This is a genomic window from Methylobacterium nonmethylotrophicum, from assembly GCF_004745635.1.
Lineage (GTDB): Bacteria > Pseudomonadota > Alphaproteobacteria > Rhizobiales > Beijerinckiaceae > Methylobacterium > Methylobacterium nonmethylotrophicum.
The window spans coordinates 33,666-58,823 of sequence record NZ_SRLB01000029.1 but is presented as its reverse complement, the minus strand read 5'-3'; the positions used below and the strand labels follow the sequence as shown (position 1 = coordinate 58,823).

30 protein-coding genes are annotated in these 25,158 nt (G+C 72.9%); 18 read left to right on the top strand and 12 right to left on the bottom strand.

Features of this window, described 5'->3' with window-relative positions; translation table 11 throughout:
• Positions 1 to 132: 132 nt before the first annotated feature.
• The gene (locus EU555_RS28120) at positions 133 to 759 is read right to left on the bottom strand and encodes a sigma-70 family RNA polymerase sigma factor (RefSeq protein WP_135418709.1); all 627 of its coding nucleotides are present in this window, start codon (positions 757 to 759) and stop codon (positions 133 to 135) included.
• 299 nt (positions 760 to 1,058) lie between these two features.
• On the opposite strand from EU555_RS28120, the gene EU555_RS28115 reads away from it, so the two are divergent.
• The 6 genes from EU555_RS28115 to EU555_RS28090 all read left to right on the top strand — a co-directional run bounded on the left by EU555_RS28115 (position 1,059) and on the right by EU555_RS28090 (position 5,021).
• On the top strand, positions 1,059 to 2,519 hold the full coding sequence (locus EU555_RS28115; protein WP_135418688.1) for a helix-turn-helix transcriptional regulator: 1,461 nt from the start codon (positions 1,059 to 1,061) through the stop codon (positions 2,517 to 2,519).
• 94 nt (positions 2,520 to 2,613) lie between these two features.
• Entirely contained in the window at positions 2,614 to 2,772 is a 159-nt protein-coding gene (locus EU555_RS28110; RefSeq protein WP_135418687.1) for a CsbD family protein, read from the top strand.
• A 72-nt stretch (positions 2,773 to 2,844) separates the two neighbouring features.
• Positions 2,845 to 3,213 (top strand): CsbD family protein, encoded by a 369-nt coding sequence (locus EU555_RS28105; RefSeq protein WP_135418686.1) that lies wholly within the window; start codon positions 2,845 to 2,847, stop codon positions 3,211 to 3,213.
• Between the two features lie 118 nt (positions 3,214 to 3,331).
• The gene (locus EU555_RS28100) at positions 3,332 to 4,243 is read left to right on the top strand and encodes a PhnA-like protein (protein ID WP_135418685.1); all 912 of its coding nucleotides are present in this window, start codon (positions 3,332 to 3,334) and stop codon (positions 4,241 to 4,243) included.
• 68 nt (positions 4,244 to 4,311) lie between these two features.
• Positions 4,312 to 4,515, top strand: coding sequence for a CsbD family protein (locus tag EU555_RS28095; RefSeq protein WP_135418684.1), 204 nt, complete (start codon positions 4,312 to 4,314; stop codon positions 4,513 to 4,515).
• Positions 4,516 to 4,592: 77 nt separating this feature from the next.
• Positions 4,593 to 5,021, top strand: a complete 429-nt coding sequence (locus tag EU555_RS28090) for a CsbD family protein (RefSeq protein ID WP_135418683.1) — start codon at positions 4,593 to 4,595, stop codon at positions 5,019 to 5,021.
• Between the two features lie 206 nt (positions 5,022 to 5,227).
• Here the strand turns inward: EU555_RS28090 and mtnA are convergent, their stop codons facing one another.
• Both mtnA and EU555_RS28080 read right to left on the bottom strand, forming a co-directional pair.
• Positions 5,228 to 6,322 (bottom strand): S-methyl-5-thioribose-1-phosphate isomerase, encoded by a 1,095-nt coding sequence (mtnA, locus tag EU555_RS28085; RefSeq protein ID WP_135418682.1) that lies wholly within the window; start codon positions 6,320 to 6,322, stop codon positions 5,228 to 5,230.
• Positions 6,323 to 6,387: 65 nt separating this feature from the next.
• The gene (locus EU555_RS28080; RefSeq protein WP_135418681.1) at positions 6,388 to 7,068 is read right to left on the bottom strand and encodes a hypothetical protein; all 681 of its coding nucleotides are present in this window, start codon (positions 7,066 to 7,068) and stop codon (positions 6,388 to 6,390) included.
• Between the two features lie 336 nt (positions 7,069 to 7,404).
• Between EU555_RS28080 and EU555_RS28075 the strand changes: the two genes are divergently transcribed.
• From EU555_RS28075 to EU555_RS28065, 3 genes are all read left to right on the top strand, one after another.
• A complete protein-coding gene (locus tag EU555_RS28075) occupies positions 7,405 to 8,184 on the top strand; it encodes a trna delta -isopentenylpyrophosphate transferase (protein WP_135418680.1) in 780 nt (259 codons plus the stop codon).
• A 189-nt stretch (positions 8,185 to 8,373) separates the two neighbouring features.
• A complete protein-coding gene (locus tag EU555_RS28070; RefSeq protein ID WP_135418708.1) occupies positions 8,374 to 9,267 on the top strand; it encodes a dienelactone hydrolase family protein in 894 nt (297 codons plus the stop codon).
• Positions 9,268 to 9,377: 110 nt separating this feature from the next.
• Positions 9,378 to 9,797: a response regulator gene (locus EU555_RS28065; RefSeq protein WP_135418679.1), complete on the top strand. Its 420-nt coding sequence runs from the start codon at positions 9,378 to 9,380 to the stop codon at positions 9,795 to 9,797.
• 19 nt (positions 9,798 to 9,816) lie between these two features.
• Here EU555_RS28065 and EU555_RS28060 read toward each other — a convergent pair whose 3' ends face one another.
• Together EU555_RS28060 and EU555_RS28055 are read right to left on the bottom strand one after the other, a co-directional pair.
• Positions 9,817 to 10,293 carry a RidA family protein gene (locus tag EU555_RS28060; protein WP_135418678.1) on the bottom strand — a complete coding sequence of 159 codons (477 nt, stop codon included), beginning with the start codon at positions 10,291 to 10,293 and terminating at the stop codon, positions 9,817 to 9,819.
• A 133-nt stretch (positions 10,294 to 10,426) separates the two neighbouring features.
• Positions 10,427 to 11,551: an AI-2E family transporter gene (locus EU555_RS28055; RefSeq protein WP_135418677.1), complete on the bottom strand. Its 1,125-nt coding sequence runs from the start codon at positions 11,549 to 11,551 to the stop codon at positions 10,427 to 10,429.
• Positions 11,552 to 11,778: 227 nt separating this feature from the next.
• On the opposite strand from EU555_RS28055, the gene EU555_RS28050 reads away from it, so the two are divergent.
• The 9 genes from EU555_RS28050 to EU555_RS28010 all read left to right on the top strand — a co-directional run bounded on the left by EU555_RS28050 (position 11,779) and on the right by EU555_RS28010 (position 19,220).
• Positions 11,779 to 12,066: an acyl carrier protein gene (locus tag EU555_RS28050; protein WP_048462449.1), complete on the top strand. Its 288-nt coding sequence runs from the start codon at positions 11,779 to 11,781 to the stop codon at positions 12,064 to 12,066.
• Positions 12,067 to 12,091: 25 nt separating this feature from the next.
• Positions 12,092 to 12,556, top strand: coding sequence for a 3-hydroxyacyl-ACP dehydratase FabZ family protein (locus tag EU555_RS28045; RefSeq protein WP_135418676.1), 465 nt, complete (start codon positions 12,092 to 12,094; stop codon positions 12,554 to 12,556).
• A complete protein-coding gene (locus EU555_RS28040) occupies positions 12,553 to 13,692 on the top strand; it encodes a beta-ketoacyl-ACP synthase (protein WP_135418675.1) in 1,140 nt (379 codons plus the stop codon). The genes EU555_RS28045 and EU555_RS28040 overlap by 4 nt, the downstream gene beginning before the upstream one ends.
• Positions 13,689 to 14,960 carry a beta-ketoacyl-ACP synthase gene (locus tag EU555_RS28035; protein ID WP_135418674.1) on the top strand — a complete coding sequence of 424 codons (1,272 nt, stop codon included), beginning with the start codon at positions 13,689 to 13,691 and terminating at the stop codon, positions 14,958 to 14,960. Before EU555_RS28040 ends, EU555_RS28035 begins: the two co-directional genes overlap by 4 nt.
• Entirely contained in the window at positions 14,957 to 15,724 is a 768-nt protein-coding gene (locus EU555_RS28030; protein ID WP_135418673.1) for an SDR family oxidoreductase, read from the top strand. Before EU555_RS28035 ends, EU555_RS28030 begins: the two co-directional genes overlap by 4 nt.
• Positions 15,725 to 15,735: 11 nt before the next feature.
• Positions 15,736 to 16,050 carry an SH3 domain-containing protein gene (locus EU555_RS28025; protein WP_135418672.1) on the top strand — a complete coding sequence of 105 codons (315 nt, stop codon included), beginning with the start codon at positions 15,736 to 15,738 and terminating at the stop codon, positions 16,048 to 16,050.
• Between the two features lie 166 nt (positions 16,051 to 16,216).
• Complete coding sequence (locus tag EU555_RS28020; protein ID WP_135418671.1) at positions 16,217 to 17,239, top strand: zinc-binding dehydrogenase; 1,023 nt, start codon at positions 16,217 to 16,219, stop codon at positions 17,237 to 17,239.
• A gap of 152 nt (positions 17,240 to 17,391) precedes the next feature.
• Complete coding sequence (locus tag EU555_RS28015; RefSeq protein WP_135418707.1) at positions 17,392 to 18,378, top strand: lipid A biosynthesis lauroyl acyltransferase; 987 nt, start codon at positions 17,392 to 17,394, stop codon at positions 18,376 to 18,378.
• Between the two features lie 98 nt (positions 18,379 to 18,476).
• A complete protein-coding gene (locus tag EU555_RS28010; RefSeq protein ID WP_135418670.1) occupies positions 18,477 to 19,220 on the top strand; it encodes a DUF1223 domain-containing protein in 744 nt (247 codons plus the stop codon).
• A gap of 26 nt (positions 19,221 to 19,246) precedes the next feature.
• Here the strand turns inward: EU555_RS28010 and EU555_RS28005 are convergent, their stop codons facing one another.
• The 7 genes from EU555_RS28005 to EU555_RS27980 all read right to left on the bottom strand — a co-directional run bounded on the left by EU555_RS28005 (position 19,247) and on the right by EU555_RS27980 (position 25,142).
• Entirely contained in the window at positions 19,247 to 20,491 is a 1,245-nt protein-coding gene (locus tag EU555_RS28005) for an aminopeptidase (RefSeq protein WP_135418669.1), read from the bottom strand.
• Positions 20,492 to 20,847: 356 nt separating this feature from the next.
• Positions 20,848 to 21,939 carry an SPL family radical SAM protein gene (locus EU555_RS28000; RefSeq protein ID WP_135418668.1) on the bottom strand — a complete coding sequence of 364 codons (1,092 nt, stop codon included), beginning with the start codon at positions 21,937 to 21,939 and terminating at the stop codon, positions 20,848 to 20,850.
• A 78-nt stretch (positions 21,940 to 22,017) separates the two neighbouring features.
• Positions 22,018 to 22,281 (bottom strand): hypothetical protein, encoded by a 264-nt coding sequence (locus EU555_RS27995; protein WP_135418667.1) that lies wholly within the window; start codon positions 22,279 to 22,281, stop codon positions 22,018 to 22,020.
• 207 nt (positions 22,282 to 22,488) lie between these two features.
• Entirely contained in the window at positions 22,489 to 22,920 is a 432-nt protein-coding gene (locus EU555_RS37245; RefSeq protein WP_425375162.1) for a TIGR02301 family protein, read from the bottom strand.
• Positions 22,917 to 23,381 (bottom strand): NUDIX hydrolase, encoded by a 465-nt coding sequence (locus tag EU555_RS37240; protein WP_245524533.1) that lies wholly within the window; start codon positions 23,379 to 23,381, stop codon positions 22,917 to 22,919. Before EU555_RS37240 ends, EU555_RS37245 begins: the two co-directional genes overlap by 4 nt.
• Positions 23,378 to 24,427 carry a hypothetical protein gene (locus tag EU555_RS27985; protein ID WP_135418666.1) on the bottom strand — a complete coding sequence of 350 codons (1,050 nt, stop codon included), beginning with the start codon at positions 24,425 to 24,427 and terminating at the stop codon, positions 23,378 to 23,380. Before EU555_RS27985 ends, EU555_RS37240 begins: the two co-directional genes overlap by 4 nt.
• On the bottom strand, positions 24,420 to 25,142 hold the full coding sequence (locus EU555_RS27980) for an SDR family NAD(P)-dependent oxidoreductase (RefSeq protein WP_135418705.1): 723 nt from the start codon (positions 25,140 to 25,142) through the stop codon (positions 24,420 to 24,422). Before EU555_RS27980 ends, EU555_RS27985 begins: the two co-directional genes overlap by 8 nt.
• Positions 25,143 to 25,158: the final 16 nt, after the last annotated feature.

Below are 25,158 nucleotides of genomic sequence, written 5' to 3'. Positions count from 1 at the left end.
CGACGGGACCGGGCACGGACAGGGGAAGATGCCGTGCCCGGTCCGCGCGACCGTTCCGCACGCCTCGGGGGATAGCGCCGGAACGATGGGGAGCGCCCTCGCGGGCGGATGGGATGCACGGGGTGCCTCGCGTCAGGCTCCCTCGGGCGCGTGGTCCAGTTCCTGGGCGAGCCGGTCGCGGGCCCGGCTGACGCGGCTCTTCACGGTGCCGGAGGGGCAGCCGATGATGTCGGCGGCGGCCTCGTAGGACAGGCCCTCGACCGCGACGAGCAGCAGCGCCTCGCGCTGCGCCGGGTCGAGCCGGTCGAGCGCGCGCTGCAGGTCGTGCAGATCGGCCCGGTGCTCCTGCTCGGCCGCGCTCGTCAGCGCGGCCGCGTGGGCGCCGTCCGGATCCGGGACCTCGCGGCCGGTCCTGCGGCGGCCATTGAAGAAGCCGTTGCGCAGGATCGCGAACAGCCAGGCCGAGAGGCTGGTGCCGGGCGTGAACTGGCGCCGGTGCTCCCAGGCCTTGAGCAGGGTGTGCTGCACGAGGTCGTCCGCGTCGGCGCCGTGGCGGGTGAGGGACTGGGCGTAGCGGCGCAGCCGCGGCACCGCACCGATCAGCTCGTCCTTGAACGCCCTCGTCACCTCGCGCCCGGCCTCGGCCGCCGCGAGGGCCCGGGTGAGGCGGGCGAGGACGCGGCCGAGCCGCGACTCGGCATCGAGGGCGAGAACCTCGGGATAGTATTCCCGCAGCTGCCGGCCGAGATGCGACTGCATCACCGTGATGGCGGCATCCGAAACGGCGACCGGCTCGCGCGGCGCGTCGCCTGTTTGCCACCAGGGGGATAAGGGGAAGGTACTCATATCGGACTAGACCGGGCGGTTCGGAGGTCGGGTCCCGTGGGGCAGAGGCCTCGGCCGACCGCGATGCGACTTATTTCTGGTCGTCGCCAATTACGTCAATGATACGAATCTACCGGTGAATCTCGCGGCCGGCCGGGAACCCGTTAGCGCGCGATCCGTTTGTGCTCCGCTGCCGCCTGAGCGGCCGCGAGCAGGACAGGATCGAGCGAGCCGTGACCGCAGGCGTCGACAGGCATGAACTCCGGCAGATCATCGCCGGCCTCAGCGAGGGCGTGATCCTGGTCGAGCCCGACCAGACCATCGCCTACGCCAACGAGGCCGCGCTCGCGATGCACGGCGCCGAGAGCCTGGACGAGATCGGCGCGACGATCGACGCCTACCGGGCCCGCTTCGCCCTGCGCTACCGCAACAACCGGACGCCGGAGAGCTACCCGATCGAGCGGGTGGTCGCGGGCGAGCGCTTCCACGACGTCGTGGTCGAGGTGACCCGCACCGACCGGCCCGATGTCGGCTTCGTCCATTCCCTGCGCAGCCTGGTGGCCACCGACCGGGACGGCAAGCCGAGCTGCCTGGCGCTGATCCTCAAGGACGTGTCCGACCAGTTCGAGGCCGAGGAGCGGTTCGAGCGCACCTTCAACGCCAACCCGGCCCCGGCGGTGATCACCCGGCTGTCGGATCTGCGCCACGTCAAGGTGAATGCCGGCTTCCTGGAGATGACCGGGCACACCCGCGACGCGGTGATCGGCCGCAGCGTCTACGAGGTCGACGTGCTGGCCAACGCCCGCAACCGCGAACTCGCGATCTCGCGGCTGAACGAGGGCGGCACGATTCCCCAGATGGAGGCCCGCCTCGCGCTGCCCGACGGCGCCAGCCGCTTCGTCATCGTGGCCGGCCAGCCGATCGAGATGGGCGACGAGCCCTGCATGCTGTTCACCTTCGCCGACCTCGAGCTGCGCCGGAAGGCCGAGACGGCTTTGCGCCAGAGCGAGGAGCGCTTCGCCAAGGCGTTCCGCCTGACGCCGGTCCCGACCCTGCTGGCGCGGGCCGAGGACTTCCAGGTCACCAGCGTCAACGAGTCCTTCGGCCGGGTCTTCGGCCTCAGTGAGGACCGGATCGTCGGACGCTCGCCGGCGGAGGTCGGCCTCTGGGTGTCGGAGGAGCAGCGCCGGCACGTCGAGGCCGGGCTGGCGCGGGCGGGCTACGTGCTGGGCGTCGAGGTGTGCCTGCAGCACGAGAACGGCGCCCGTCTCGACTGCCTGGTCTCGGCCGAGCGCGTCACCATCAGCGACGCCGAGTTCGTCCTGATGGTCCTGCAGGACATCACCGAGCGCAAGCATACCGAGCGGGAGCTGTTCGACGCCATCGAGACGGTGATGGCCGACACCTCGTGGTTCAGCCGCGGCCTGATCGAGAAGCTCGCCAACCTGCGCCGTCCCGGGCGGACGACGCCCGACCCGGAGGTGCCCGACCTCACCTTGCGGGAGCGCCAGATCCTCAACCTGATCTGCACCGGCCTCGACGACGACGGCATCGCCCGCAAGCTCGGCCTGTCGCGCAACACCGTGCGCAATCACGGCGCCGCGCTTTACCGCAAGCTCGGCGTTCATCGCCGCACCGAGGTCATTCTGTGGGGCCGCGAGCACGGCTTTCCGCTGCAGGCATCCAGTAGCTGACGTTCAGTCTACTGGTATTTTCCTACCATTGAACGCGCGAGCAGAGCCCACATCTGCTGGCCGGTCGGAGTTTTCTCAAAAACACGAGGTGCTCATGACCAAGCGCGCGTCATCGACTTCCACCGAGCAGATCAAGGGCTCGGTGAAGGAGGCCATCGGCAAGCTGACCGGCGATGTCCGGGTCGAGGCCGAGGGCCGGCGTCAGAAGGGCGAGGCGCGGCCCCCGCGGGGGACCGCACCGCGCCGCGACTGACGCGACACGCCATCCGGCGCCCCGCGACAAGGGGCGCCGCCCATCCCCTTCAGACCAGAGAGGAGCATCGACATGGTTGACACGGATCGCATCACCGGTGCCGCCCGGGAACTCGGCGGCAAGCTGCAGGGCGCGGTCGGCGACCTGACCGGCTCGCACCGCGACTCGGCCGAGGGCCGGTTCCGCGAGGCGCAGGGCGCGGCGGAGAACGCCTACGGCCAGGCCAAGGACGCCGTGCGCCACGCCGCCGGCAGAGCCCACGACATTGCCGACGACGCCCAGGACTACGCCGAGGACGCTTACGAGCGCGGCAGCCAGTACCTGCGCCGCGGCACCCGGCAGGTCAGCCACCAGGTCGCCGAGTACCCGCTCGCCTCCCTGGTGATCGCTGGCCTCGTAGGCTTCGGCCTCGGCCTCCTCGTCAACGCCAGCCGCGACTGACCACGCGCCCCTGCGCCGCGGCCGCCCCCCGGTCCCTGCCTGGCGATCGCCCGGGGCCGGGGGCCACCCCGACCCGCAGCCGCATGCCCAGACTGCCTGAACGACCCGGAGTGAACCCGTGACCATCCAGACCCCCGTTTCCCCCCTCGCGACCGCGGCGCAGGCCGACACCCGCGCGGTCCTGCTCAACCAGGTCTCCTGGGGCGCCATCTTCGCCGGCGCCGTCACCGCCCTGGTGACGCAGGTGATCCTCAACCTCCTCGGCGTGAGCATCGGCCTGGCCTCGATCGGCACCAGCGCCGCCGACAACCCGGACGCCTCGACCTTCTCGGTGGGCGCGGGCCTGTGGTTCGTGATCTCGGGCATCGTCGCCTCGCTCGCCGGCGGCGCCATCGCCGGGCGGCTGTCCGGCAAGCCGCTGCCCGAGGCGGCCGCCCTGCACGGCCTCGTCTCCTGGGCGGTGACGACCCTGGTGGTGATCTACATGCTGGCCTCGGCGGCGAGCGGCCTCGTCGGCGGCGCGCTCGGCACGGTGTCGAGCGCCATCGGCGGCGTCGGCAGCGCGGCCGGTGGCGCGGTGCAGACCGCCGCCCAGGCGGCGGCCCCGTCGCTGTCGAAGATCCAGAACCCCCTCGAGGGCATCGAGGAGAAGGTGCGCCAGCAGGCCGCCGGCCAGGACCCGCAGGCCGCCCGTGACGCCGCCGTGTCGGCGATCCGCGCGCTGATCACCGGCGACGCCGCGCAGAAGCAGCAGGCCGAGTCCCGCGCCGCCGACGCGCTCGCCAAGGCGCAGAACATCCCGGTCGACCAGGCCCGCCAGCAGGTCCAGGACTACCAGAAGCAGTACGAGCAGGCGGTCACCACCGCCAAGCAGAAGGCGGAGGCCGCCGCCGTCGCCGCCAAGTCGGCCGCGACGCAGGGCGCCTTCTTCGCCGCCATCGCGCTGATCCTCGGCGCCGCCGCGGCCTTCTTCGGCGGCCGCTTCGGCGCCCCGGCCGTGGTGGGCGCCTACGACACCCGCCGCGTCTGACACCCCTGGCTCCCGCATGAGGGCGGGAGCCAGATCCTCACCAACCCCCTGAAACAGGAGAGTTCCCGATGAGCAGCACCACCGACAAGCTGAAGGGCCTGGCCAACGAGGCGATCGGCAACGTCAAGCAGGGCGTCGGCAAGGCCACCGGCAACGACTCGCTCGTCGCCGAGGGCAAGGCCCAGGAGCTCAAGGGCGAGGCCCAGCGCACCGTCGGCGAGGTCAAGGACGGCGTGAAGAGCGCCGCCGACGCCCTCACGGGCCGCAAGTAACGCCCGGCGCGGACAAGAAGGCGGCGGGAATCGTTCCGCCGCCGGACTCCAGCTTTCACCGTAATCAGGAGGACAGCATGAACCGCGACCAGTTCCGTGGCGCGTCCCGTCACCTGACGGGCCGCGTCCAGACCGCGCTCGGCGGCCTCTCGGGCGATCCCGTCCGGCAGGTGCGCGGCGCCGCCAACCAGGTGGCCGGCGGCGCGCAATACGCCTATGGCCGCGCCCGCGATCAGGCCGAGGACCTGGCCGATGACCTGGCCGATGACGGCCGCCGCCTCGCTCGCGCGGCGCGCGCGCAGGCCGAAGACCTGGTGGACACCGCGCGCGAACGGGCCGACGACCTCGTCCGCGACGGGCGCGACGCCGCCCGCGCGGTCCGCCGCCGCGGCGAGGCCTATGGCCGCCGGGCCCTGCGCTACGCCGAGGGCCACCGCACCAACACCCTTTTGGGCCTTGCCGCCCTCGCCTTCGCGGCGGGCTGGCTCGTCCGCCGCTCACGCTGACACGGGAATTCACGCCATGCTGCGCAAGATCTTCATGCTCTTCGTCCTGCCGCGACTGCTCGCCTATCTGAGCCGCCGCGGCTCCCGCCCCCGGCACGGCCGGGCGGCGTGATCCCTCATGGATGACGAAGCGTGGGGCCCGGAGGCTATTCCGGCGAATCCGGGCCCCGGAGAGCCCCGGTCACCAACCTCATCCCGGATCCGGACTACGCCGCCCGCCGCTCCGGATAGAGCCCGAGCAGGCCGTCCGGAGTCGCCTCCGCCACGCCGCGCTCGGTGATGAGGCCGGTGACGAGGCGGGCCGGCGTGACGTCGAAGGCCGGGTTCGCCACCGGGCTGCCCGGCGAGACGACCGCCACGGTGGCGAAGACGCCGTCGTCGGTGCGGCCGGTGAGGTGGGTCACCTCGCGGGCGTCGCGCTCCTCGATCGGGATGCCGGCGACGCCGTCGGCGAGCGTCCAGTCGATCGTCGAGAACGGCAGGGCGGCGTAGAACGGCACGCCGCAATCGCGGGCGGCCAGCGCCTTCAGGTAGGTGCCGATCTTGTTGCAGACGTCGCCGGTCGCCGTCGTGCGGTCCGAGCCGACGATGCAGAGATCGACCTGCCCGTGCTGCATCAGGTGGCCGCCGGCATTGTCGGCGATCACCGTGTGGGGCACGCCGTGGGCGTTGAGCTCGAAGGCGGTCAGCGCCGCGCCCTGGTTGCGCGGCCGGGTCTCGTCGACCCAGACATGGACCGGCAGACCGGCATCGTGCGCGACGTAGATCGGCGCCAGCGCCGTGCCCCAGTCGACGGTGGCGAGCCAGCCGGCATTGCAATGGGTCAGCACGTTGACCGGCCCGGCCTTGCGGCGGGCGATCGCGGCGATCAGCGCCGCCCCGTGCTCGCCGATCGCCCGGCAGCTCGCCACGTCCTCGTCGGCGATGCGGGCCGCTTCCCTGAGGGAAGCGGCCGCGCGCTCGCCCGCGGCGAGGGGCTGGAGCACGCCCGCGACCCGGTCGAGGGCCCAGCGCAGGTTGATGGCGGTCGGCCGCGTCGCGGCGAGACGCGCCCGCGCCCCGTCGAGGTTGCGGTCGGACGGGTCCTCGCGCATCGCGAGCGCCAGCCCGTAGGCGGCGGTGGCGCCGATCAGCGGCGCGCCGCGCACGATCATCGTGCGGATCGCGACCGCGGCGTCGGCCTCGCTCCTCAGCACCCGCGTCTCGAACGCGAAGGGGAGGCGGGTCTGGTCGATCACGCAGATCCCCTCGCCGTCGGGGGCGGGGAAGATGGTGCGGTAGTGGCGGCCGTCGATCTTCATGGGCCGTGCCTTAGCACGCTCGCGCCCGTTTTGCGCGACCCCGCCCGCGCCGCCCCGCGCGAGGATCAGAACCCGAACGGGTCCGGGTAGGGCAGCGCGCGCCGGCGCACCGGCGTCTCGGGCAGGATCGGCCGGCTGATGTCGACCGCCACCAGCCCCTCGACGGCGAGGGCCAGCACCGCCGCGACCCCGTCCTGGGCGTTGATCGCCATGGCGGCGCACTCGACCAGCCGCCCGGTCCCGCATTCGTCGAGGTGGTGCAGGATCCGCACCCGGTCGCCCGCCGACACGTAGGTGCGCCGGCAGGCCATGATCAGGCGCACGGTCGAGAGGCGCGGCTCGGCCCGCAGCGTCGCGGCGCTCTCGATGACGAAGCGGCGCCCGTCCTCGGCCACGACCGGCTCGCCCGCCACGTAGGCGGTGCGGAACGGGTGCCGCGCGAGATCCGCCTCCGCCACGACGTCGACGAGGAGCCCCGGCTCGTCGGTGCGCACCTGCTCGAAATCGGCGGCGTGGTCGATCACCGCGTCGCCGAGCAGCAGGCGGACCGGAGAGGGTGCGGCGCGCAGGCGTTCCACCGCCGGGTCGAGGGCGGCGACCGCGAGAAAGTCCGCCACCAGGGCCGGGCGCGGCACCGGCGGCGCCAGCACGGCGCCCCGACGCGGGTTCACGCCCCGCACGGCGCTGCGGCGCTGGCCCGGACGCTCGAGCAGGGTCGACGGGTCGAGGAGGGCAGGGGTGCTCATGCGGGGCTCCGGAAGGGGCAGGCGGCGATCTCGACCGGCCGTCCATAGTTCTGCGCGTTCAGGTCTTCAGGAACATTTAGCGAACGCACGCGAACCGCACAACGACCGGAAAATCGACGGCGTGAAAGCGCGGCCGTGCAGCCGGCTTCTACGTCTGTGCGTAGGTCGGGCGCTGCCGGAAGATGCGACAAAACATCATCGATCCGGAACGATCCGTCTCGCCCGGACATGGCGAAAACGCTCGCCTGCCCCCATATCCCGTGCTAGAGAACAAACGTGGAACCGGCCGTCTCGTCCCCGTCCGGAGCCCGCCGTCAGCAGGTGAGATCGATCGACATGAGCGCAACCACGGACAAGCAGATCGCGGACATCCTCGCCACCTACGGCGAGCCGCTGGCCGGCAACGTCTGGCGCGTGCAGGGTACCGCCGTCATCTACCACAAGGCCCTGGAGCGGATCGCCGTGCAGGCCCGCATCCGCTTCGACGCGCCGGTGATCGTGCGGGCGGAGCGGGACGAGGCGGTGATCCTGGTGACCGGCCACATGCCGGGCCCGAACGGCGACCGCACCGAGTGGTCGATCGGCGAGGCGCTGATCGGCGTGAACTACCGCGTCTCCGGCCGCCAAGCGGCCTACGTCTTCGCCATGGCCGAGAAGCGGGCCAAGGACCGGGTGATCCTCAAGCTCGCCGGGCTGCACGGGCTGCTCTACTCCGAGGACGAGGCCGACGAGTTCAAGGCGAGCCGGCCCGACCTGGTTGCGGCGAACCAGGCCCGCCGGCCCGAGCCGTCGCGCGAGCCGCAGGAATCCGAGCCGGAGGGCGAGCGCGGGTCCGACGCGGCGAACGACGCCGACGCGCCGCGAGCCGGAGAGGACGCGCCGCGTGCCGAGGCGAGCGGTTCGGCGGAGGCCGAGCTGACCGCGCGGATCGACGAGGCGCAGTCGATCAACGCCGTGACCGACCTGATGCTCGCCCCCGAGACGCAAGCCGCGCTCGCCGCGATGCCGCCGGGCCTGCGCGACGAGGTGCGCGAGCATGCCAAGGCGCGGCTCGTGGCGCTGGGCTGGCCGGCCCGCAACCCGGCCAAGTCCCGGAAGGCCGCCGCGGTGGCGTGAGCCTGCATCACCGTCGACGAAAGGGCCGTCCGCTCGCGCGGGCGGCCTTTTTCATGGCCCGATCGTCCCGTGCCTGACCGGATCGTGACCGTGGACGGCACGCCTTCCCGCTTGCCCCCGGATTCTCCGCTTGCATGATCGCGCGCCGGCGCGGGACAGGCGCCGTGATCGGGAGGATCCAGGATGGCGATGAGCGACGATGCGGCGCCGAGGGACGCGAACGACCTCGAACAGCTCGACGGCCTGGTGATCCCGCCCTTCTCCCGGCGCGGCTTCGTGATGACCGGCCTGATGTCCGGCCTGACGCTCGCCACCACCCGGGTCGAGGCGCAGGCGATCCGCACCGACGAGGCCGGCATCGTCGCCGGCGAGGTGCGGATCCCGGTCGGCGACGGGCCGATGCCGGCCTACCGGGCGATGCCGGAAGGCGCCGGCCCGTTCCCGATCGTCCTCGTGGTCGAGGAGATCTTCGGGGTCCACGAGTACATCAAGGACATCTGCCGGCGGCTCGCCAAGGCCGGCTTCACCGCGGTGGCGCCGGAGCTGTTCGCGCGCCAGGGCGACGTCTCGAAGATGACCGACGTGCAGGAGATCGTGCGCGAGGTCGTGTCGAAGACGCCGGACGCGCAGGTGATGGGCGACCTCGACGCCACCGCCGCCTGGGCGGCGGCGGAAGCCAAGGGCGATTCGGGCAAGCTCGGCGTCACCGGCTGGTGCCGCGGTGGACGCACGGTGTGGCTCTACGCCGCGCACAGCGCCAGCCTGAAGGCCGGCGTCGCCTGGTACGGCAATTTCGGCGGCAACCGCACCGGCATCCAGCCCAAGACCGCCGCCGACGTGATCCCGGACATCCGCGCCCCGATCCTCGGCCTCTACGGTGCGGCCGATACCGGCATCCCGGTCGCCGACGTCGAGAAGGCGCGCGATGCCGCCAAGGCGGCCGGCAAGACTGTCGACATCGTGATCTATCCGGACGCGCCGCACGGCTTCCACGCCGATTACCGCCCGAGCTACCGCAAGGGTCCGGCGGAGGAGGGCTGGAGCCGGATGCTGGCGTGGTTCCGGGACCACGGCGTCGCCTGAATCGGCCCGGGCGTTGCGGCAGGCCTTGCATTGCCGCAACACCTCGGGAAGGATTGACACAGGGTCCCGGGAGCTATGCAACCACGGGGCCGTCCGCTCGTTCCCTGCACATGACCGAGTCCAGCGCCGCCGCGAAGAACCAGCCCGTGATCCTGGTCGTCGAGGACGAACCGGAGGAGCGTTTCCTCGCGGCCACGCTGCTGGAGGAGACGGGCTTCCGGGTCATTGAGGCCGAGACCGCCGAGAAGGCCCTCGCCATCCTGCGCGAGCGGGGCGACGAGGTGAACGTCGTCTTCTCGGACGTGCGCACCCCGGGCCAGATCGGCGGGTTCGAGCTCGCCCGGATCATCGGCGTCACCTGGCCGCGGGTGCACGTGCTGCTCACCTCGGGCGATGCCGGCGACCAGCCGAGCGACCTGCGGATGTCGGCGACCTTCATCCCCAAGCCCTGGCGCGCCCTCGACATCCTCACCCTGGTCGAGCAGGCGGCCGGCTTTCACACCGGCGGCGCGGCGGGCGACGCGCACTGACCGTCACCGCACCTCGCCTTCACCGTACCTCGAAGATCCCGTCGACCTCGACGCTGGCATTCGCCGGCAGGCTCGCGACGCCGATCGCCGTGCGGGCGTGGCGCCCGGCCTCGCCGAACAGCTCCGCCATGAGGTCGGAGGCGCCGTTGACGGCCTTCGGCACGTCGGGCCAGCCCTGGTTCACTTGAACGAAGCCGCCGAGGCGGTGGCAGCGCACCACCCGGTCGAGATCGCCGTCGAGGGCGAGGCTCAGGGACGCCAGCAGGTTGAGGGCGCAGATCCGCGCCGCCTCCCGACCGGTGGCGATGTCGGTCACCGGGCCGGTGAAGCGCACGTCTCCCTCCCACTCGCAGATCTGCCCGGCGAGCCACACCGTCGACCCGATGCGCGAGAACGGCATGAACGCGCCGCGGGGCTCGGGCACGCGCGGCAGCGTCAGGCCGAGGGCGGCGAGGCGGTCGGCTGGCGCGCCGCGGGGGGTGGGGGGGTGGGGCATGAAATGCGGGCTCCGGAACGGATGTGGCGTGACGAGGGCTGGAGTTGGAAATACAGAGCGCGTTCCCCACTCCCACTCGGGAGAGGGGATCCCGCGACTTCATCGTTGCAGTACAGTTCGACCATACTCTGCGTCATGCCACCGCCCGCTCGTCCCCCGCCGTATATTCCCGCCACAGCAGCACCACGGCCGCCATCACGGCCGGCCCGAGGAAGAGGCCGAGCAGCCCGAAGCTCTCGACGCCGCCGAGGATGCCGAGCAGCACCCACAGGAAGGGCAGGCGGGTGGCGCCGCCGATCAGGACCGGGCGGACGAAGTGATCGGCCACGAAGGTCACGACGAGGCCCGCGACCACCACCACGATCGCGCCGGTGACGCTGCCCTGCGCCGCCGCGAGCAGGCCCGCGAGGCCGAAGGCGACCGGGGCGCCGAACGGGATCATCGCGGCGAGCGCCGTGAAGGCGCCGAGCAGCACCGGGTGCGGCACCCCGGCGAAGTAGTAGACCACGCCGAGCAGAAAACCCTCGCCGAGGCCGACCAGCACCAGCCCGTCGACGGTGCCGTGGACCGAGGCCGCCATCTGGCGCGCCACCCGCTCGCCCCGCGGCCCGAACAGGCGGCGGGCCGCCGACAGGCCCTGCGCCGCCACGGACGGCCCGTCGCGAAACAGGAAGAAGAGCGTCAGCAGCGTGAAGCCGAACAGCATCGCCCGGTGGACGATCTGGCTGCCGAAGGTGCGCCCGAAGCCGACCAGCGACGAGCGGTTCATCGTCTGGTCGAGGCGGTGCAGCACCTCGGACGAGCCCTGCGGGTGGCTCAAATTCTCCTGCCACCAGGCCGAGACCTGCGCGGCGCCGAAGGGCAGGTGGGACACGAAATCCGGCACCGGCCAGCCCTGCTCCTCGATCCGGCGCCAGAACCCGATCGCGTCGTGCGCCTCGCGCGCCGCCTGGATCGCCACCACGGCGAGCGGCACCAGGATCACCAGGGCGACCGCCAGGGTGAGAAGCGCCGGCCACAGGATGTTGTGCCGGCCCGGCGGCTTGATCCGCACCAGGCGCTCGCGCAGGGGCCACAGGGCAAGCGCCAGGATCACCGCCCAGACGAGGGCCGGCAGGAACGGGTGCAGCACCCAGATCCCGAGGGCGGCGAGCGCGACGACCAGCGCGGCGCGGGCGAAGGCGGGGGTGCCCGTCGCGGGGGGCGGCGGGGCCGCCGGTGCCGGTCCGGGACCGGTCGGGGGCTTCACGTGTTCCATGCCGCTTTCATCCTCCCGGACGCTCATCCGGCCTGACCTAGGGCGGGGACGCGGTGCGGAAACGCCGCGCGGTTGCCGGCCCGGTCCCCCTCGTGTATGCGGGCCCCTCGACCGGGCGCTGCCCGGCGGACCCGTTTCGGGTAGGCGGTTTCGTGGCCGGGGCGCGGGCGGTGTCCGGAGGTCGCGCCGTTCGAGCCAGACCTCAGCAGGAAGACGGCTGCACGTCCATGTCCGACACCTTCGACCGCGTCGCCACCATCATTGCTGACGTCGCCGACATCCCGCGCGAGACGATCACGCCGGAGAGCCACGCCATCGACGATCTCGGCATCGACAGCCTCGCCTTCCTCGACATCGCCTTCGAGATCGACAAGACCTTCGGCATCAAGCTGCCCCTCGAGCAATGGACCCAGGAGGTCAACGAGGGCAAGGTTCCGGCCGAGCAGTACTTCGTGCTCAAGAACCTGTGCGAGCGCATCGACGGCCTGGTGGCCGAGAAGGCCGCCAAGGTCTGAGGCCGGTTTTCAGGCTGTCGCGGGGATGCGCCTCGAATACTTCGACATGATCGACCGGGTCGTGCACCTCGACCGCGAGGGCGGGCGCATCGCGGCGCTCGCCACCGTGCCGCAGGAGAGCCCGGTCTTCGAGGGGCATTTCCCCGGCCACCCCCTGGTGCCGGGCGTGCTCCTCACCGAGACGATGGCGCAGGCCTCCGGCTACCTGCTGCTCGCGCGTGCGTCGTTCAGCCACATGCCGTTCCTGATGGGCGTCGACAAGGCCCGCTTCCGCGCCTTCGTGGGCCCCGGGGCCACGCTCGAGGTCGAGGCGAGCCTGGAGCATGACGGCTCCGGCTACGCCGTGACCAAGGCGGCGATCCGGGCCGAGGGCAAGCCGCTCTGCAACGCCGAATTGCGCTTCAAGACCATGCCGTTTCCCGACGGGCTCGACGCGCCGATGCGCGCGCGCGCCGCCCGGATCGGCCTCCTCGACGGGGCGAAGGCGTGACCCGACCGGTCGTCATCACGGGCCTCGGGCTCGTCTCCTGCGCCGGCGAGGGCGTCGAGGCGCACCTCGCGGCCTACCACTCGGGCGAGGCCCCGCGCACCGATGCCGGGACCTTCGCGCCCTACCCGGTGCATCCGGTGGCCGCCCTCGTCCTCGACGGGCAGATCCCGAAGAAGTCCGACCAGCGCCAGATGGAGCCGTGGCAGCGGCTGGGCGTCTACGCCGCCGGCCTCGCCCTCGACGCGGCCGGTGCCAAGGGCGACGCGGCCCTGAAGGCCGCTATGCACCTCGTGGTGGCGGCGGGCGGCGGCGAGCGCGACTACGCGGTCGACGGACAGATCCTCACCGGCCTGCGCGGCGCCGCCGATCCCGGCGCCTACCTCAACGAGCGGCTGCAGAACGACCTGCGGCCGACGCTGTTCCTCGCCCAGCTCTCGAACCTGCTCGCCGGCAACATCGCCATCGTGCACGGGGTGACGGGCGCCTCACGCACCTTCATGGGCGAGGAATCGAGCGGTGTCGACGCGCTGCGCATCGCGCAGAGCCGCATCGCCGCGGGCCAGCTCGACATCGCCCTGGTGGGCGGCTCCTACAATGCCGAGCGGCCCGACGCGCTCCTGATCCACGAGATGGGCGGCTACCTCGCCAAGCCCGGGTATCGCCCGGTCTTCGCCCGCGCCGATGCCCCCGGCTTCGTCCTCGGCTCCGGCGCCGCCTTCCTGGTCCTGGAATCCGAGGCGCACGCGACGGCGCGCGGCGTCCGCACCCTCGCGCGGGTCGCCGCGGTGGCGAGCGACCGCACGACGCGCGCGCCCGGCAGCGTCGCGGCGAGCCTGTCCGACCTCTGGGGCCGGGCCGGGCTCTCCGCGCCGGACGCCGTGATCTCGGGCGCCACCGGCTGCGCCGGCATCACCGACGAGGAGCGCGACGCCCTGGCATCCCTCGCGCCGAACGCGCCGGTCCGGGCCCTCGGCGACGTGACCGGCCATACGCTCGAGGCCGCAGCACCCTTCGGCGCGGCCATCGCCACCGCCCTGGTGGCGGGGGCAGAGGCCCGCGAGGTCGCCGTGACGGTCATCGGCCATCGCCGGGGCGAGGGCGTGCTGCGCATCACCACCGCAGGGGAGGGCGCATGAGCCGCGACCGCGACGCGATGGGCCGCCCGCTCGTGGCGGTCACCGGCATCGGCGTGGTAACCTCCCTCGGCCAGGGGGTCGCCGACAACTGGGCCGCCCTGACGGCGGGGCGCTCGGGCATTCACGCGATCACCCGCTTCCCGACCGAGGGCCTGCGCACCCGCATCGCCGGCACCGTCGACTTCATCGGGGCCGACCCGATGGTCGCGCCGCTCCTCTCCGAGCGCTTCGCCGAGGCCGCCGCCGACGAGGCCGTCGGGCAGGCCGGGCTCTCCGGCGACTTCCCGGGCGCGCTGTTCATGGCGGTGCCGCCGGTCGAGATCGAGTGGCCGCAGCGCCAGGCGCTCGCCGAGGCGGCCGGCATCGAGGGACCCGTCACCTATGCCGACCTGCTGCGGGCGGCCGGGAGCCGGCGCTTCGACGACTGGCACGACCTGTTCATCTTCGGCACGGTCGCGGACCGCATCGCGGAGCGGTTCGGCACCAAGGGCTCGCCGATCTCGCTCTCGACCGCCTGCTCGTCGGGCGCGACCGCGATCCAGCTCGGCGTCGAGGCGATCCGGCGCGGCGAGGTCGAGGCGGCGCTCTGCATCGGCACCGACGGCTCGGTGAACCCGGAATCGCTGATCCGGTTCTCCCTGCTCTCCGCCCTCTCGACCCAGAACGACCCGCCCGAGGGCGCGTCCAAGCCCTTCGCGAAGAACCGCGACGGCTTCGTGATGGGCGAGGGCGCCGCCGCCCTGGTGCTCGAGGACGCCGCGCGCGCCCGGGCCCGCGGCGCCCGCATCCTCGGCTACCTCCTCGGCTGCGGCGAGAAGGGCGACGGCTTCCACCGTACCCGGTCGAGCCCGGACGGCGCGCCGATCATCGCGGCGATCCAGGCGGCCCTCGACGATGCCGGCCTCTCCCCGGACCGGATCGACACCGTGAATGCCCACGGCACCGGCACGCCGGAGAACGACAAGATGGAGGCGATGGGCTGCCTCGCGGTGCTCGGCGAGCGGATGCGCCACGTGCCGATCTCGTCCAACAAGTCGATGATCGGCCACACGCTGACCGCCGCCGGCGCGATCGAGGCGGCGTTCTCGCTCCTCACCATCGCCCACGGCCGGGTCCCCCCGACGCTCAACTACGCGGTGCCCGATCCGGCGATCCCCCTCGACGTGGTCACGACCGCCCGCGACGTGCCGGTGACCACCGTGCTGTCGAACTCCTTCGGCTTCGGCGGCCAGAACACCTGCCTGGTGTTCGGGGCGGAGCCCGCGTGAGCGCCCCCGCACAGACCGGCCGCGTCCTCGTCACCGGGGGCGGGCGGGGGTTGGGCGCCGCGATCGTGCGGGCGCTCGCGGCGGCCGGGCACGACGTCGACTTCACCTATCGGGGCTCGCGCGAGGCGGCCGAGGCGCTGGCCGCCGAACTCACCGCCCGGCATCCGGAGCGGCGCCTGCGGCCCCATTCCCTCGACCTGTCCGACAAGGCGGCGCTCGAGGATTTCTGCGCCGTGATGGAGGGCGAGGCGATCTACGGCCTCGTCCACAATGCGGGCCAGCCCTGCGACAGCCTGGCGGCGGTGCTCGACCAAGACCGGGCCGAGGCCGCGATGCAGGTCAATTTCTGGTCGCTGACCCGCCTCGCCAAGGCGCTGGTGCGGCCGATGACCCGCGCCAAGGCCGGGCGCATCGTGGCGATCGGCTCGGTGGCGGCTTTGCGGGCCAATCCGGGCAACGCGGCCTATGCGGCGAGCAAGGGCGCGCTCATCGCCTATTGCCGCACGCTCGCGATCGAATCGGCCCGCCGCGGCGTCACCGTCAACGTGGTGGCCCCGGGCTTCATCGATACCGACATGATGGCGCCCTACGCCGCCCACCGCGCCGGGATGGAGAAGCAGATCCCCGCCGGGCGCTTCGCGGCGCCGGCGGAGGTGGCCGATCTCGTCGCATTCCTGCTCGGCCCGGGGGCGGGCTACATCACCGGAGCGGTGCTGCCGGTGGATGGCGGGCTCACCGCGATGATGGGCATCCACCGCACCTGACGAACGGATCCATGCGGCACCCCCACTCGTGCGCCCGCTTGCGCGCCGCCGCGGCGGCCGCGCTCCTCCTCGCCCCGGCCTTTGCCTCGGCTCAGGATTTCGGCCGTCCCGAGTTCTTCCGGGTCGAGGGGCTGCCCCCGGGCGACACGCTCAGCATCCGCGAGGCGCCGGACGCCGATTCGCCGGCCCTCGGCCAGGCCCCGCCTCGTGGGCGGCTGCGCGGCTTCGGCTGCACCAACGACACCCCGAGCGGCCTGACCTGGTGCCGGGTGAAGCTCGGCCCGATCGTCGGGTGGGCGCGGCGGCGGTACCTGACGCCGGAGTGAGGGTGCGTTGCCGAGTTGGCGCCCTGCGTTTAAGTCCCCTTCGAAATTGTAGCGCGGGATCCCCTCTCCCGAGTGGGAGAGGGGATCCCGCGCCAACCTTGAGAGATCGCGCCTGCGCCCCGGGTCGAGTCCGCGTGACCGCCCCGCGAGACACGATAGGACCCTGATGAAAGCCCTCCAGCTCTTCGGCGACCGCGACCTGCGCCTGACCGAGGTCCCGGACCTCGAGCCGCCCGGCCCCGGCGAGGTGCAGATCCGGGTGCGCGCCGTCGGCCTCAACTTCATCGACGTCTGGGGCTTTCGCGGCATGGCCTTCGCCAAGCGCAAGCTGCCGCTCACCGTCGGGGCCGAGGCCTCCGGGGAGATCGCGGCGCTCGGCGAGGGCGTCGAGGGGCTCAAGGTCGGCGACAAGGTCGCGCCCTACGGTGCGCTGACCTGCGGCCGATGCCGCGCCTGCCGCGAGGGCCGCGACAACCTCTGCGAGGACGTCGGCGGCGTGCTCGGCTTCCACGTCGACGGCTTCGCCCGCGACTACGTCAACCTGCCGGCGCGGCTGGTGGTGCCGGTCCCCGAGGGCGTCAGCTTCACCGACGCCGCCTGCGCGCCGATCGCCTTCGGCACCGTGCAGCACATGCTGTTCGACAACGCCAGGCTCGAGCCCGGCGAGACGATCCTGGTCCATGCCGGCGGCTCGGGCATCGGCACGACCGCGATCAGGATGGCGAAGGCGATCGGCTGCACGGTGTTCACCACCGTCGGCGACGACGCCAAGGGCGAGAAAGCGAAGGCCCTCGGCGCCGATCACGTCATCAACTACCGGACCGAGCGGTTCGAGGGCGAGGTGCGCCGGGCAACGAAGCGCAAGGGCGTCGACGTGGTGTTCGAGCATGTCGGGCCCGAGACCTGGAACGGGTCGCTGCTCTGCCTCAAGCGCGGCGGACGCCTCGTCACCTGCGGCTCGACCTCCGGCGTCTCCACCACCATGAACCTGATGCAGCTCTTTCAGCAGCAATACCGCATCACCGGCTCGTTCGGCTGCCGGATCGCCAACATCCGCGACGCGCTGGCCAAGATGGCGGACGGGATGAATCCGGTGATCGACACCGTGCTGCCGCTCGGCGATTTCGCGCTGGGGCTGGAGCGGCTCGAATCGCGCAAGGTGTTCGGGAAGATCCTGGTCACCCTCTGACGCAACAGGCGCGCGGCAAGGGCGCCGGATGACCGCAATGCCCTTGCACAAACCGCCCGGGCGGGAGAAGAGGCGGGGTGCGGGACGCGACGATCCTGCACGAATCCGCCCCGTTCGTCCTGCCTTTGCCCGGACTGCTTCGTGAGATCGTCGTGCTGCGCCTGAAGCTGAGGCTCTACCGCGCCCTGTCCCGCCTCGCCGGCCTGCCGATGGTGTTGCTGGTGCGGGCCCTGTTCGCGCTGGCCCGGCTCCTCGGGCCGGCCCGCGCCGCCAGCGCCGGCGCGGCGGTCGCCCGGACGATCGGCCCGCTCCTGCCGTCGCACCGCACCGCGCTCAGGAACCTGCGCCAGGCCTTCCCGCAGAGGAGCGAGGCGGAGATCGCCGCGATCGCGCTCGGCGCCTGGGACAATCTCGGCCGTACCGGCGCCGAGTACGCCCATCTCGGCGAGATCTTCGACTACGACCCGGAGGCGGCAGAGCCGGGACGGATCGAGGTCGTGGGAATCGAGCACTTCTTCTCCCTTCGCGACGACGGCAAGCCGGGGCTGATCTTCTCGGCCCATCTCGCCAACTGGGAGCTGCCGGCGATCTGCGCCGCCCGCTTCGGCCTCGAGGCCAGCGCGGTCTTCCGGCCGCCGAACAGCCCGGCCGCGGCACAGCTGGTCCAGGAGGTGCGGCGCGCCACCATGGGCGGCCTGACCGCCGCCGGGCCCGGCGCCGCCTTCGCGATGCAGGGGGTCGTGGAGCGCGGCGGCCATCTCGGCATGCTGATCGACCAGCATTTCACCCGCGGGGTCGTGGTGGACTTCCTCGGGCAGCCGGCCCTGGCGAACCCGCTGCTCGCCAAGCTCGCCCGGCACTACGAGTGCCCGGTGCACGGGGTGCGGGTGATCCGCCTGGGCGGCGACCGCTTCCGGCTCGAACTGACCCCGCCCCTGGCCCTGCCGCGGGACGAAGGCGGCGCCATCGACGTGCCGGGCGCCATGCAGGCGATGACCGACGTGATTGCCGGCTGGGTGCGGGATCATCCCGAGCAATGGCTGTGGATGCACCGGCGCTGGCGCCCGGCGATGCTGCCGCGCACGGCCTCCGCGCGGGTGCCGGCTGCGGCTCCGGCCGCCCAGGTCTCGAACTCGTGACTCGCGAGCGCATGAGTCTCAACCTCTTGAGGCTCAAGCGCTTGAGCCTCAAGCTAACGTGACTTCCGTCCACCCATCCGCCGGGTGTTGATGACGCCATGACGCGCCCGCCCTCCCACCGCCTGCTCGCCGGCCTGATCCCGGCCTGGCTCGGCCTCCTCGGCCCGGTGCGTGGCGAGGAGGCGCCGCGGGCGGTGGTCGAGCTGTTCACCAGCCAGGGCTGCTCCGCCTGCCCGCCGGCCGACCGGCTGGTGAGCGAGCTCGCCCGGGATCCGGGAGTGATCGCCCTCACCCTGCCGGTCACCTACTGGGATTATCTCGGCTGGAAGGACACCCTGGCCAGCACCTCGTTCACGGCGCGGCAGCGCGCCTATGCGGGCATGCGCGGAGACCGGCAGGTGTTCACGCCCCAGGCGGTGGTGAACGGCGCCGCGACGGTGGTGGGATCGGACCGGGCGGCCCTGGAACGCAGCATCCGCGACCCCGGCACCGCGGCCAGCCTGCCGGTGGCGATCCGCAGCGAGGCGGCCGCCGATCGCATCATCATCGATGTCGGACCGGCATCGGAGGCCGGCCGCACCGCCGAGCTGTGGCTGCTCCCCGTCGTGCGCACCCGCGAGGTCGCGATCGGCCGCGGCGAGAACCGGGGCCGCACCGTCACCTACCGCAACGTGGTGCGGGGCATGCACCATGTCGGCAGCTGGCGCGGGGCTCCTGCCCGTTTCGAGGTGCCCCGCACGCTGCTGGCGACGGCGGACGCCGATTCCTACGTGCTCGTGCTCCAGGCCGAGAACAACGGCCCGGGGCGGATCCTCGGGGCCGCCAAGGGTCCGGGCCTGTAGGTGGAGGCCGGCGAGGGTTCGGGGCGTCAGTCCACCCACTCGCCCCGGCGCATCAGCGGCTCGGCCCGGCCCTCCGGCGTGAGGCCGTCGACGTCGACCTCGGCGGAGCCGATCATCCAGTCGATGTGGATGAGGCTGCGGTTGGCGCCGCGGGCGGCAAGATCCTGCTCGGTCAGACCGGCGCCACCATCGCGAAAACACTTGCTGTAGGCTTGGCCGAGCGCGATGTGGCTCGCGGCGTTCTCGTCGTAGAGGGTGTTGCAGAACAGGAGCCCCGAGGCCGAGATCGGCGAGGAGGCCGGCACCAGCGCGACCTCGCCGAGGCGGCGCGCGCCCTCGTCGGTGTCGATCACCTTGGCGAGCACGTCGGCCCCGGTGCGGGCCCGCGCCTCGACGATGCGGCCCTCCTGGAAGCGGACCGCGATGCCGTCGATCAGGGTGCCCTGGTACGAGAGGGGCTTCGTCGCGCTGACATGGCCCTCCACCCGCATCCTGTGCGGGGTGGTGAAGACCTCCTCGGTCGGGATGTTGGCGTTGCAGACGATCCCGTTCTTCGCCGTCGCGGCACCGCCGCACCATTCGTGGTCGTCGGCAAGCCCGACGGTCAGATCGGTGCCCGGGCCGCGGAAATGCAGGGCGGCGTAGCGGCGGGCATTGAGGGTGGTCGTGCGGTCGCTCAAGCGTCGGTTGTGGTCCACCCAGGCCGCCACAGGATCGGGCCCGTCGACCCGCGAGGCGGCGAAGATCGCGTCCCACAGCCGCGCGACCGCCTGGTCCTCCGGCAGGTCGGGGAACACCGTGCGGGCCCAGGCGGGGGTCGCCGCCGAGACGATGGTCCAGTTGGTGGCGAAATTCGCGATCTGCTCGAGGGCCGGCATGTAGGCCCTGGACCGGGCCCTGTTGGCCCGCGCCACCTTGTCCGGGTCCTGCCCGGCGAGGAGCGACGGGTCGTCGCCCGCGATGGCGAGGCGCGCCGCGCCGGCGCGGTAGGCGTTCGCCATGCCCTCGTAGAGCCAGCCGGCAGCGTGATCGAAGGCCTCATCGTTGCCGTGCTCGAACCGGGCCAGCGTCGCCTGATCGTCGGCGAGCAGGGTCGTCACCACCGAGGCGCCGGCGCGGTAGGCCTGGGCGGTGATGCGACGGGCGAGCGGCAGCGCGTCGAGGGGCGCCGTCATCACCAGTTCCTGCCCGGGCCGCAGCCCGAGGCCGACCCTCACGGCGACCTCGGCGAGCCGGTCGAGGCGGGCGTCGAAATCAGCGGTGTTCGTCATGGATCACGTACCTTCGCTTCGGGTCGCATCATCGCGGGCCGCCGCGGGCATCGCGAGCCGATGCAAGGGATCGCGCTCGACCCCGAGCACAGGCTCGATCTCGTCCGCGGCTCTGAAACCCTCCCCCGTCATGCCGGGGCCGCGCCGCGGAAACCGGGATGACAGGTGGACGGCCCCCCGGCGGCAACGCCTGTGCCGGATTGGGGTCGCCGCAACACCCAGCCGAGGAGATCGTCCGTGGCGCAGATTAGCATCATCGGCCCGGACAACGCCAAGCCGGCCTTGTCCAAGCCGGCCGTCCAAGTCGAGGCGGCGCAGGGCGCCGCGGTGCACCGAACGCCTGTCGCGCGACGAGCTCACGTCCAGTACAGCACCCGCGCCCTCGGCAGCCGCGCCGCGATCTCCTGCGTGAGGTGCTGGCGCATCTCGCGCATCGGCTCGGCCGGAAACACGTACTTCACCGAGCCGAACTTGGTGAGCTTGCGGCTGCGCTCGTCCTCGCGCATCGGGAGGTCGGAGCCGGGATACCAGCCCTCGAGCACCGCCTTCGAGCCGGGGGTGAAGCGGTGGGTGATGAGCTCGGCGGTCAGGTCGAGGTCGTTCACGCCGTCGAGCGCCGCGGCGGCTTCCGCGAAGAGCGCCGCGTAGGCCTCGCGCCAGTCCGGCACGGGCAGGATCGGCGCGACCGTGAGCCCGACCGGGTAGCCGGCCCGCGCCACCGCCCCCATCGCGGCGAGTCGCTCGCGCAAGGAGGCGGTGCCGCCCTCGTAGCGGGCGGCCGCGGCGGCGTTGATCGAGAAGCGCAGCCGCGTGCGCCGGCCATGGGGCAGGGCGAGCAGCGGCGCGACCGCCGCGAACTTGGTGGTCGCCCGCAGGCTCACCGGCGCGTCCCAGGCCCCGAAATGCCGGATCGCCGCCGAGAGGGAGCCGGTCAGGTGCTCGATGCCGAGAGGGTCGGTGTAGCAGGAGGCCTCGAAGGTGGTGCCCTCATGCGCCCGTTCGGCGCTCGCCGAGGTGACGCCGCCCCGGCCGACATAGCCCGCCAGGTTGCCCAGGATCTCGTCCAGGTTGGCGTAGACCCGGGTCACCGGAGGCCCGCTGAGCGAGCCGGCGAGGTAGCAGTACTGGCAATGGGCCGGACAGCCCTCGGTCAGGTCGACCCGCCAGTCGGCGCTCGGCGGGATCGGCTGGAGCTTCAGCCTGGTCGGGGGCGCCACCACCACCGCGAGGGTGTTCTTGGCCTCGAGATAGGCCCGGCGCGGGTCGGGGTGGCGCAGGCCGGTGAGGCGGTTGCCGGGAAGCGCCTCGACGGAGAGGCCGAGGCTCTCCGCCCGCGCCGCGATCGCGCGCCCGTGAGGGTAGTCGCGCGCCGCCGCCGTGATCACGACCCGGCGCGGGCGCCAGAGGCGGGTCGTGATCACGGCGGCAGCGGGATCGTGGAAGGTCATGCCCGGCGAACGCGCGGGGCGGCCCTCCGGGTCCCGGCCATCGACGACGGAGCGGAATCGGCCTCGGTGCCCCGCGCGTTAATGTCGGGCCTGGGGCCGCACCGTGTAGGTGCCGCCGCGAATGCGCTCCGGAAAGCCCTCGGCGTAGCGGGCGGTGGCCTCCTCGCCATAGGTCTGGACCAGCTCCTGGAAGGCCGCGAACAGAGCGGCCTGGGCCATGCAGTCGCCGTCGATCCCGTCCAGGCAACCTTCCGCGAAGGCCTCCGAGACGTAGCTCAAGGCGGCGCGCTTGGCCTCCTGGTCGGAATCGGGGGCAGGATCGAGCGTTTCGAAATCGGTCATCAACAGCCTTGAGATCGGATCTCGGTTGAGAACGGCGGTCTCGGTCCCGCAGCGGCCTCGTGTGATGACCCGATTCATAGGGTGTCCGCCGGACCCGGGCCAGCGAGGAATTGCGAAGAGGTTAACGGCGCCACGCGAATGCCGCTCTCTTCGACATGGGCGCCACAGCTGTTGCGCGGCGGCAACGCCTGGGCGCGACCGGGGAACTCAGCCGCCGAAACGCCCGGCGAGGGCGACCGAGAGGCGCTCGCCCTCGGCGATGAAGCGGCTGGCGGCCTCGACGGCCGAGGGCGTGCAGACCCGATAGGTGACGGCGTAGCCGCCATAGCCACGGTTGTAGGCGCCGGCCAGGCGGTCGCGCCGCCCCTGGCTCGTCCCCTCGGCGTCGAGGAGCGCCTTCATGCGGGCGGGCCATTCCGAGGCGTCCGGGTTGCCGCACAGCTCACGCAGGAAGCTCAGCGACCCGATGATCTCCGACAGGCGCAGCAGGTCGCGGTCGTAAGGGGCGGGTACGTCCGGCGGGGGCGCCGGAGCGGGCGCCTCCTTCTCGGGCGGCTTGGCGGCGGGCTTCGGGCGATTCTGCGCCAGGGCGGGCGCCGCCGCGAGGAGGCAGGCCAGAAGGACGAGGGCGCGCCTCACGCCTCGTCTCCCACCACCGCCAGGGCCTGCGCGATCACCGCGTGCAGCCCCCGGGTGGTCGGCAGCTCGCGGGCCTCCGCCGGCGTCACCCAGCGCAGGTCGAGGGCTTCCGGCCCGGTCGTCGGCTCGCCCGAGCGCCAGCGGACGGCGTGGGGATGGATCACGAAATGGTGCAGCACCGCGCCCTCGGCGTCGCGCTCGATCACCTCGAGAGGGGTGAGACCGGCCACGACCTCGGCCACGACGCCGACCTCCTCGTGGAGCTCGCGCAGGGCCGCCTCGGCCAGGGTCTCGCCCGCCTCCACCTGGCCGCCCGGCAGGGTGTAGACCCCGCGCATCGGCGCCTGACCGCGGGCGGCGAGCAGCACACGACCGCCGCGCACCACCGCCGCCGAGGCGGCGAGGAACGGGCGCAACGGGTAGCGACGGCGCCAGACCGCATCCTCGGAGGCGTCGCTCACGGCCGGGCATCCCCGTCCTGCACCGTCGCCAGCCGCCCGTCCGCGAGGGCGACGACGACGTGGGCGCCGCGCCCGGAGCCCAGCACGGCGAGGCCGGCCCCGACCGGTGCCGGCAGCGCCGTACGCGTCCGCTCGGCGAGGTCCTTCAGCGACAGATAGGCGAGGGCGGTGCGGTCGCGGCTCGCCAGCACCAGCTCGCTCCCGTCCCCCAGCACGGCGCCGGGGGCGGAGAAGCCCTTGCCGTCGGTCCCTCTGGCCTGGCCCTGCCGGACCGGCCTGGCGCCCGCGAGGCTCCAGTGCTCGAGCCGGCCCTCATCGCCGCGCACCAGCACCGCGCCGGGCCGGGCGCCCGGGAGGTCGGCCGCGAGGCTCAAGGGCCCGGGCTCCGGCGGGGTCTCGGCCCGCACCCGCCAGGCGCCGTCCTGGCGCCCGATCAGCGCCAGGCTCGTGCCCTCCGGGTGCTCGCTGAGCGCCAGGAGGTGGAGGGTGCCGTCGACCTCGACCGGCCGCAGGGTGTCGGCGGAAAAGACCGCGCCGGCGCCCGGCGGCACCGTCGCGGTCGCGACCGGCACGGGCTTCGGGTCGGCGCTCATCGCCACCGGCTGGCGCTCGCGGACCGTGACGCCGGCGGCGCCCGGCCGCCCGTCCGGCCCGCGGCTCGGGCCCGACAGGTAGGCGCTGACCGGGCCGGACAGCACCCGGCGGCTGCCCGGCAGCGCGCCCTTCGGCGTCTCGCCGGCGGTCAGGCCCTCGACCGCGTCGAGGGGAAGCGGGATCACGGCGACCCGCTCGCCCGAGAGGGCCAGGATCGCGGCCCCGGATTCGCCCCAGGCGACCGCGACCGGACCGGCCTTGCGGGGAAGCTGCGGCAGCCCGGCGGTCGCGACGGCGAGCGCCGCCTCGCTCCTTGCGTCGCGCAGCTGCGTCACCCGGAACGGCACCTCGAGGAGGGTGACCCTCGGCTCGGCCGCGGCCGGGGCCGCCGACAGCAGGGCGGCGATGCCGCCGCAGGCGAGGGCGATGGCCGCCCGCCGCCGCTCACACATGCTGCCCGCCGTTGATGTGCAGCTCGGCGCCGTTCACGTAGGACGAGGCCTCGGTGCACAGGAAGTAGATCGCCTTGGCGACCTCGTCGGGCGTGCCGAGGCGGCGCTGCGGGATCTGCGCCACCAGCTTGTCGGTGCCGGGCGAGAGGATCGAGGTGTCGATCTCTCCGGGCGAGATCGCGTTCACCCGCACGCCGAGCGGGCCGAAATCCGCCGCCATCTCGCGGGTCAACCCGGCGAGCGCCGACTTGGAGGTGGCGTAGGCCGCCCCCGCGAACGGGTGGACGCGCGACCCGGCGATCGACGTCACGTTGACGATCGAGCCGCGGGCCCGGGTCAGCTCGTCGCACAGGCCCCGGGCGAGCAGGATGGGGGCGAAGAAATTGACCTGGAAGACCCGCTGCCAGTCGGAGAATGGGGTGTCGATCGACCCCAGCCGCGCCCCGCCGGGCCCCTTCGGCGAGATGCCGGCATTGTTGACGAGCGCGTGCAGGAGCCCGCCCTCGGCCTCGAGCCGGCCGGCCACCTCCCGGACGGCCCGGACCGTGTCCTCCGGGTCGGCGAGGTCGACCTGGAGGTGATCCTCCGGGCCCATCTCCCACGGGCAGTTCTCCGGGAAGGCGTGGCGCGAGCAGGTGATGACCCGCCAGCCCGCCGCGGAGAACCGCTTGACGGTGGCATGGCCGATGCCCCGGCTCGCGCCGGTGAGCAGCATCACGCGGCGGCGTTCG

Excerpts from the sequence above, each read along its gene's own strand:
- EU555_RS27995 (WP_135418667.1), bottom strand. The coding sequence starts at position 22,281 with ATGACCGATTTCGAAACGCTCGATCCTGCCCCCGATTCCGACCAGGAG.
- EU555_RS28060 (WP_135418678.1), bottom strand. The coding sequence starts at position 10,293 with ATGCCCCACCCCCCCACCCCCCGCGGCGCGCCAGCCGACCGCCTCGCC.
- EU555_RS28090 (WP_135418683.1), top strand. The coding sequence starts at position 4,593 with ATGAACCGCGACCAGTTCCGTGGCGCGTCCCGTCACCTGACGGGCCGC.
- EU555_RS28080 (WP_135418681.1), bottom strand. The coding sequence starts at position 7,068 with ATGAGCACCCCTGCCCTCCTCGACCCGTCGACCCTGCTCGAGCGTCCG.
- EU555_RS28095 (WP_135418684.1), top strand. The coding sequence starts at position 4,312 with ATGAGCAGCACCACCGACAAGCTGAAGGGCCTGGCCAACGAGGCGATC.
- EU555_RS28010 (WP_135418670.1), top strand. The coding sequence starts at position 18,477 with ATGACGCGCCCGCCCTCCCACCGCCTGCTCGCCGGCCTGATCCCGGCC.
- EU555_RS28025 (WP_135418672.1), top strand. The coding sequence starts at position 15,736 with ATGCGGCACCCCCACTCGTGCGCCCGCTTGCGCGCCGCCGCGGCGGCC.
- EU555_RS28070 (WP_135418708.1), top strand. The coding sequence starts at position 8,374 with ATGAGCGACGATGCGGCGCCGAGGGACGCGAACGACCTCGAACAGCTC.
- EU555_RS28020 (WP_135418671.1), top strand. The coding sequence starts at position 16,217 with ATGAAAGCCCTCCAGCTCTTCGGCGACCGCGACCTGCGCCTGACCGAG.
- EU555_RS28065 (WP_135418679.1), top strand. The coding sequence starts at position 9,378 with ATGACCGAGTCCAGCGCCGCCGCGAAGAACCAGCCCGTGATCCTGGTC.
- EU555_RS28075 (WP_135418680.1), top strand. The coding sequence starts at position 7,405 with ATGAGCGCAACCACGGACAAGCAGATCGCGGACATCCTCGCCACCTAC.
- mtnA (WP_135418682.1), bottom strand. The coding sequence starts at position 6,322 with ATGAAGATCGACGGCCGCCACTACCGCACCATCTTCCCCGCCCCCGAC.
- EU555_RS28045 (WP_135418676.1), top strand. The coding sequence starts at position 12,092 with ATGCGCCTCGAATACTTCGACATGATCGACCGGGTCGTGCACCTCGAC.
- EU555_RS28005 (WP_135418669.1), bottom strand. The coding sequence starts at position 20,491 with ATGACGAACACCGCTGATTTCGACGCCCGCCTCGACCGGCTCGCCGAG.
- EU555_RS28110 (WP_135418687.1), top strand. The coding sequence starts at position 2,614 with ATGACCAAGCGCGCGTCATCGACTTCCACCGAGCAGATCAAGGGCTCG.
- EU555_RS27985 (WP_135418666.1), bottom strand. The coding sequence starts at position 24,427 with ATGTGTGAGCGGCGGCGGGCGGCCATCGCCCTCGCCTGCGGCGGCATC.
- EU555_RS28035 (WP_135418674.1), top strand. The coding sequence starts at position 13,689 with ATGAGCCGCGACCGCGACGCGATGGGCCGCCCGCTCGTGGCGGTCACC.
- EU555_RS27980 (WP_135418705.1), bottom strand. The coding sequence starts at position 25,142 with ATGCTGCTCACCGGCGCGAGCCGGGGCATCGGCCATGCCACCGTCAAG.
- EU555_RS28055 (WP_135418677.1), bottom strand. The coding sequence starts at position 11,551 with ATGGAACACGTGAAGCCCCCGACCGGTCCCGGACCGGCACCGGCGGCC.
- EU555_RS28050 (WP_048462449.1), top strand. The coding sequence starts at position 11,779 with ATGTCCGACACCTTCGACCGCGTCGCCACCATCATTGCTGACGTCGCC.
- EU555_RS28120 (WP_135418709.1), bottom strand. The coding sequence starts at position 759 with ATGCAGTCGCATCTCGGCCGGCAGCTGCGGGAATACTATCCCGAGGTT.
- EU555_RS28105 (WP_135418686.1), top strand. The coding sequence starts at position 2,845 with ATGGTTGACACGGATCGCATCACCGGTGCCGCCCGGGAACTCGGCGGC.
- EU555_RS28000 (WP_135418668.1), bottom strand. The coding sequence starts at position 21,939 with ATGACCTTCCACGATCCCGCTGCCGCCGTGATCACGACCCGCCTCTGG.